This window comes from Enterobacter cloacae complex sp. IR5441, assembly GCF_049238215.1.
Taxonomy (GTDB): Bacteria; Pseudomonadota; Gammaproteobacteria; order Enterobacterales; family Enterobacteriaceae; genus Enterobacter; species Enterobacter hormaechei_C.
The window spans coordinates 1-4,833 of sequence record NZ_JBMKIA010000073.1 but is presented as its reverse complement, the minus strand read 5'-3'; the positions used below and the strand labels follow the sequence as shown (position 1 = coordinate 4,833).

Sequence of the window (4,833 nt, the reverse complement as noted above, 5' to 3'; positions counted from 1 at the left end):
CGAGTATTGAGCATAGTCGAGATTGGTGCAGATCACTTCTGATATTGAACTGTCAGGAGCTGGCTGCACAACAGCCATTACGCCCAATCAACTGGTGCAGTCGTCTTCTGAAAATGACATCCATGCCCAGCCCGTGCGCGAGCTGGATCACCGCCCGCACGATAGTTTGGTCACGGGCATCATCCGGGAGCCTGGCGACAAAGGATTGGTCGATTTTCAATGTGGTGATGGGGCAGCATTTCAGATGTTGCAGGCAGGAATAGCCGGTGCCGAAGTCGTCGGCGGCGAAGCGCACGCCGATGGCGCGCAAGGCGTCGAAACTGGCGAACAGGGCTGGATTGCCGAATGCGACCGATTCGGTCAGTTCGATCTCCAGAAGCTCGGCGGGCAGGGCCATATCGGCCAGCACCCGCTTTACCTCGTCGTCGAACGTTGGCCCAACCTGGCTGGCGGACACATTGATGGCAAGACGGAACGGTTGCCATGCCGGTCCTTGCCACTTGTGCATCTGGCGACAGGCCTCGCCCAGCACCCACGCGCCTATTTCCGGCATCAGGCCGAACGACTCGGCCAGCGGCAGGAACTGGCCGGGCGGCAACAGGCCAAGCCTCGGATGCCGCCAGCGCATCAACGCTTCCGCGCCAGCGATCCGGTGATCGCGCAGATCGACCAGCGGCTGGTAATGCAGGTCAAGCTGTCCGCGCGCCGCCGCCTGCGCCAACTCGGCCGCCGTCCATCCGGCGGGCTGCGAACTCGTCATGATCCGCCCCGGAAGGCGCGCAGCAGCCGCGTTACGGCCAGAACGAACAAGCCGGTCAGCGCGAGCGCGGCAACACCCCAATGCTCGCCAAGGAAGGCACCGGCGGTCGTCCCGGCCAGCACGGCGGCGAGAATCGGCAGATGGCAGGGGCAGGTCAACACGGCCAGCGCACCCCACAGGTAGCCGGAAACGGGTTGGCGCGTCTCGGGCGGCAGTTTGTCAGGGGCGTTCACGGCAATGCCTCCTCGTGCGCCCGCTCGGCTGGCATGGAGGCCAGTTGCGCGTCCAGATGGGCCAACGCCGCGCGCCGCCGCTCGACCAACTGGCGCAGCACGGCAAGCTGCGCTGCGGCTTGTGCGCCGTCCGCTGCGTCGAGCGCACGGCACAGCCGCGCCAGGGCATCCAGGCCGATACCCGCCTCGAAGGCCGCGCGCACGAAGCACAGCCGTTGCAAGGCCGCATCGTCGAACACGCCGTAGCCGCCCGTGGTGCAGGCCACCGGCCGTAACAAGCCGCGCACCAGGTAGTCGCGCACGATATGTACGCTCACCCCAGCGTTATGGGCCAGTTGCGATACCGTGTAGGCGCTCATCGCACACCTCCTTGTCCTCACCCGGCGCAGCAGGAAAGCTGCTTCACATCCTTGTTGAAGGTCTGCGCCGCGAGCTTCAACCCTTCGACCATCGTCAGGTAGGGGAACAACTGGTCGGCCAGTTCCTGCACCGTCATCCGGTTGCGAATCGCCAGTGCGGCCGTCTGGATCAGTTCGCCCGCTTCCGGGGCCACTGCCTGCACGCCGATCAGTCGTCCGCTGCCTTCTTCAACCACCAGTTTGATGAAGCCGCGCGTGTCGAAGTTGGCGAGCGCGCGCGGCACGTTGTCCAGCGTTAGCGTGCGACTATCAGTTTTGATGCCGTCATGGTGCGCTTCCGCCTCGCTGTAGCCTACGGTCGCCACTTGCGGGTCGGTGAACACCACGGCCGGCATCGCGGTCAGGTTCAGGGCCGCGTCACCGCCGGTCATGTTGATCGCGGCGCGAGTGCCGGCCGCTGCCGCCACATAGACGAACTGCGGCTGGTCGGTGCAGTCGCCTGCGGCGTAGATGTGTTCCACGCTTGTACGCATGCCGGGGTCGATGACGATAGCGCCTTGCGGGGTGAGCGTGACGCCCGTCGCATCCAGTGCCAGCTTGCGTGTGTTGGGCGCGCGGCCGGTGGCGACCAGCAGCTTGTCGGCGCGCAGTTCGCCGTGCGCCGTGGTGAGCACGAATTCGCCGTCCCCTTCACCATTGATATACGCGACCTGGCTGGCCTGGGTGTGTTCCCTCACCTCGATGCCCTCCATGCGGAATGCGGCCGTGACGGCTTCGCCTATAGCTGGGTCTTCGCGGAAGAACAGCGTGCTGCGAGCCAGGATCGTCACCTTCGCTCCGAGTCGGGCGAACGCCTGCGCCAGCTCCAGCGCCACCACTGATGAGCCAATCACGGCCAGGCGCTTAGGAATCGTCTCGCTGACCAGCGCTTCAGTGGAAGTCCAGTACGGAGTGTCTTTCAGGCCGGGAATCGGCGGCACGGCCGGGCTCGCGCCGGTGGCGATCAGGCAGCGGTCGAATGCCACCACGCGCTCGCCGCCGTCGTTGAGTTGCACGATCAGGTTGCGATTGTCCTTAAAGCGGGCGGAGCCGTGCAGCACAGTGATCGCCGGATTGCCCTCCAAGATGCCTTCGTACTTGGCGTGGCGCAGTTCATCGACGCGGGCCTGCTGCTGGGCCAGCAGCGCCGTGCGCTGGATGGTCGGCGTGGTAGCGGCGATGCCGCCATCGAACGGGCTTTCCCGGCGCAGATGGGCGATATGGGCGGCGCGGATCATGATCTTGGACGGCACACAACCGACATTGACGCAGGTGCCGCCGATGGTGCCGCGCTCGATCAGCGTGACACGTGCGCCTTGCTCGACGGCCTTCAGCGCCGCTGCCATCGCGGCCCCGCCGCTGCCGATGACGGCGATATGCAATGCGCCGCTGCTACCCGTCTTGTCGTTTCTGCCCAGCAGATCGCGCATCTTGTCGAGCAATCCGCCCGGCGTCGAAACTGAGGGGGCATCGGCCAGCGTGGCCCGATAACCGAGTCCAGCTACAGCGGCCGTCAGCGCGTCGGGTGACGTGCCGACCTCAATGGCGAGCTTGGCGCTGCCCTTGGCGTAGGAGACATCCGCTGATTGCACGCCGGGCACTTTCTCCAGGGCGTCCTTGACATGCACTGCGCACGAGTCGCAAGTCATGCCGGTGATTTTGAGAGTGCTCATACCATCGTTCCTTATTCGTGTGGGCCGCCGTGTCGCACGGTCAGCCGTCTTTCACAAGCGCTTGGCGGGGAGTTCGCAGCCGTCCAGTCCGCAACGGCGATGCGCCGGCGACACGAAGTCCCAGATCGACACCCCAATCATCAAGGCCAGGCCGACGTACATCAGGTTCGCCGTCCACCAGTTGCCGAGCAGCCAGACCGTGGCCGCAAACACGATGGCCGGGCCGATCATGCCGAGCAGACTGCGCAGCCATTGCCGATGACTGAACCAACCCAGCGCGTTCGCCAGGAAGGCCAGCGCGGCAAACAGCGGCAGCAGGCGGCTGATGAACAGTCCCTCGTACTGGCTCAAGAAGCCCAGCCCGATGGCCGCGCCGAAGCTGGCGAGGGCTGGAAAGCAGGCGGCGCAGCCCATCGCGGAAACGACGCTGCCGAGCGCGCCGGTTTTATCGGCAATGCGTGTCATCAGTCCCATGAAGCGGCTCTCGCTGTTGTCGTTGGCTTGCTGGCTCACTGCTTGACGCTGGACGGATAGCCGGCGTCTGCGGTGGCCTTGGTCAGCTTCTGTACGCTGGCCTTGGTGTCGTCAAAAGTGACGACGGCCTCGCGCTTCTCGAAGCCCACATCGACCTTGCTCACGCCTTCGACCTTGGAGAGCGCTTTCTTGACTGTGATCGGGCAGGCGGCGCAAGTCATGCCGGGAACCGCTAGCGTGACGGTCTGGGTAGCGGCCCACACCGGGGCAACAGCGGCGGCGAGGGCAAGGGAGGCAAACAGTTTCTTCATGATGAACTCCTGGTTAATAGAAAAATGGAACGACATAGGGAAATCCAAGCGCGACCAGGACCAGCACGGCCACGATCCAGAAAATCAGCTTGTAGGTGGCGCGCACCTGCGGAATCGCGCAGACCTCACCTGGCTTGCATGCCTGCACGGGCCGGTAAATCCGCTTCCAGGCGAAGAACAGCGCCACTAGCGCCGCGCCGATGAACAACGGTCGATAGGGTTCCAGCACCGTCAGGTTGCCGATCCAAGCACCGGAGAAGCCCAGGGCGACCAGTACTAGCGGCCCCAGGCAGCAGGTCGATGCAAGAATGGCGGCCAGCCCGCCGGCGAAGAGCGCACCGCGCCCGTTTTGTGGTTCAGACATACGTTGGCCCTTTTGAATTTGGATTGGATAGCGTAACCTTACTTCCGTACTCATGTACGGAGTCAAGCGATATGGAAAATAATTTGGAAAACCTGACCATTGGCGTTTTTGCCAAGGCGGCCGGGGTCAACGTGGAGACAATCCGCTTCTATCAGCGCAAGGGCCTGTTGCGGGAACCGGACAAGCCTTACGGCAGCATCCGCCGCTATGGGGAGGCGGACGTGGTTCGGGTGAAATTCGTGAAATCGGCACAGCGGCTGGGGTTCAGTCTGGACGAGATTGCCGAGCTGTTGCGGCTCGACGATGGCACCCACTGCGAGGAGGCCAGCAGCCTGGCCGAACACAAGCTCAAGGACGTGCGCGAGAAGATGGCCGACTTGGCGCGCATGGAAACCGTGCTGTCTGAACTCGTGTGCGCCTGCCATGCACGAAAGGGGAATGTTTCCTGCCCGTTGATCGCGTCACTACAGGGCGAAGCAGGCCTGGCAAGGTCAGCTATGCCTTAGCGTGCTTTATTTAATGAGATGGTCACTCCCTCCTTCCCGGTACTATGCTGAGGACAGGCTTTCATTCGGAGAACTATCATGGAAAACATTGCGCTCATTGGTATCGATCTGGGT

8 protein-coding genes are annotated in these 4,833 nt (G+C 63.5%); 1 reads left to right on the top strand and 7 read right to left on the bottom strand.

What is annotated here, in order from left to right; genetic code table 11:
* Nucleotides 1–52 precede the first annotated feature (52 nt).
* From ACOTX5_RS26095 to ACOTX5_RS26065, 7 genes are read right to left on the bottom strand one after another with little or no spacing between them, the layout of a single operon-like run.
* Entirely contained in the window at nt 53–721 is a 669-nt protein-coding gene (locus tag ACOTX5_RS26095; protein ID WP_001300294.1) for an EAL domain-containing protein, read from the bottom strand.
* Nucleotides 722–756: 35 nt separating this feature from the next.
* Nucleotides 757–993, bottom strand: a complete 237-nt coding sequence (merE, locus tag ACOTX5_RS26090) for a broad-spectrum mercury transporter MerE (RefSeq protein ID WP_000993386.1) — start codon at nt 991–993, stop codon at nt 757–759.
* On the bottom strand, nt 990–1,352 hold the full coding sequence (merD, locus tag ACOTX5_RS26085) for a mercury resistance co-regulator MerD (protein ID WP_001277456.1): 363 nt from the start codon (nt 1,350–1,352) through the stop codon (nt 990–992). The genes merE and merD overlap by 4 nt, the downstream gene beginning before the upstream one ends.
* A gap of 17 nt (nt 1,353–1,369) precedes the next feature.
* The gene (merA, locus tag ACOTX5_RS26080; RefSeq protein ID WP_000105636.1) at nt 1,370–3,064 is read right to left on the bottom strand and encodes a mercury(II) reductase; all 1,695 of its coding nucleotides are present in this window, start codon (nt 3,062–3,064) and stop codon (nt 1,370–1,372) included.
* Between the two features lie 51 nt (nt 3,065–3,115).
* Complete coding sequence (gene merC, locus ACOTX5_RS26075) at nt 3,116–3,538, bottom strand: organomercurial transporter MerC (protein ID WP_001447540.1); 423 nt, start codon at nt 3,536–3,538, stop codon at nt 3,116–3,118.
* Between the two features lie 35 nt (nt 3,539–3,573).
* Nucleotides 3,574–3,849, bottom strand: coding sequence for a mercury resistance system periplasmic binding protein MerP (merP, locus tag ACOTX5_RS26070; RefSeq protein ID WP_000732292.1), 276 nt, complete (start codon nt 3,847–3,849; stop codon nt 3,574–3,576).
* Between the two features lie 13 nt (nt 3,850–3,862).
* The gene (locus ACOTX5_RS26065; protein ID WP_001294663.1) at nt 3,863–4,213 is read right to left on the bottom strand and encodes a mercuric transport protein MerT; all 351 of its coding nucleotides are present in this window, start codon (nt 4,211–4,213) and stop codon (nt 3,863–3,865) included.
* 71 nt (nt 4,214–4,284) lie between these two features.
* Here ACOTX5_RS26065 and merR point away from each other — a divergent pair, with 71 nt between their 5' ends.
* Nucleotides 4,285–4,719: an Hg(II)-responsive transcriptional regulator gene (merR, locus tag ACOTX5_RS26060; RefSeq protein ID WP_000429836.1), complete on the top strand. Its 435-nt coding sequence runs from the start codon at nt 4,285–4,287 to the stop codon at nt 4,717–4,719.
* Nucleotides 4,720–4,833: the final 114 nt, after the last annotated feature.

Coding starts and splice junctions, on each gene's coding strand:
- merA (WP_000105636.1), bottom strand. CDS start 3,064: ATGAGCACTCTCAAAATCACCGGCATGACTTGCGACTCGTGCGCAGTG.
- merD (WP_001277456.1), bottom strand. CDS start 1,352: ATGAGCGCCTACACGGTATCGCAACTGGCCCATAACGCTGGGGTGAGC.
- merP (WP_000732292.1), bottom strand. CDS start 3,849: ATGAAGAAACTGTTTGCCTCCCTTGCCCTCGCCGCCGCTGTTGCCCCG.
- merC (WP_001447540.1), bottom strand. CDS start 3,538: ATGGGACTGATGACACGCATTGCCGATAAAACCGGCGCGCTCGGCAGC.
- merR (WP_000429836.1), top strand. CDS start 4,285: ATGGAAAATAATTTGGAAAACCTGACCATTGGCGTTTTTGCCAAGGCG.
- ACOTX5_RS26065 (WP_001294663.1), bottom strand. CDS start 4,213: ATGTCTGAACCACAAAACGGGCGCGGTGCGCTCTTCGCCGGCGGGCTG.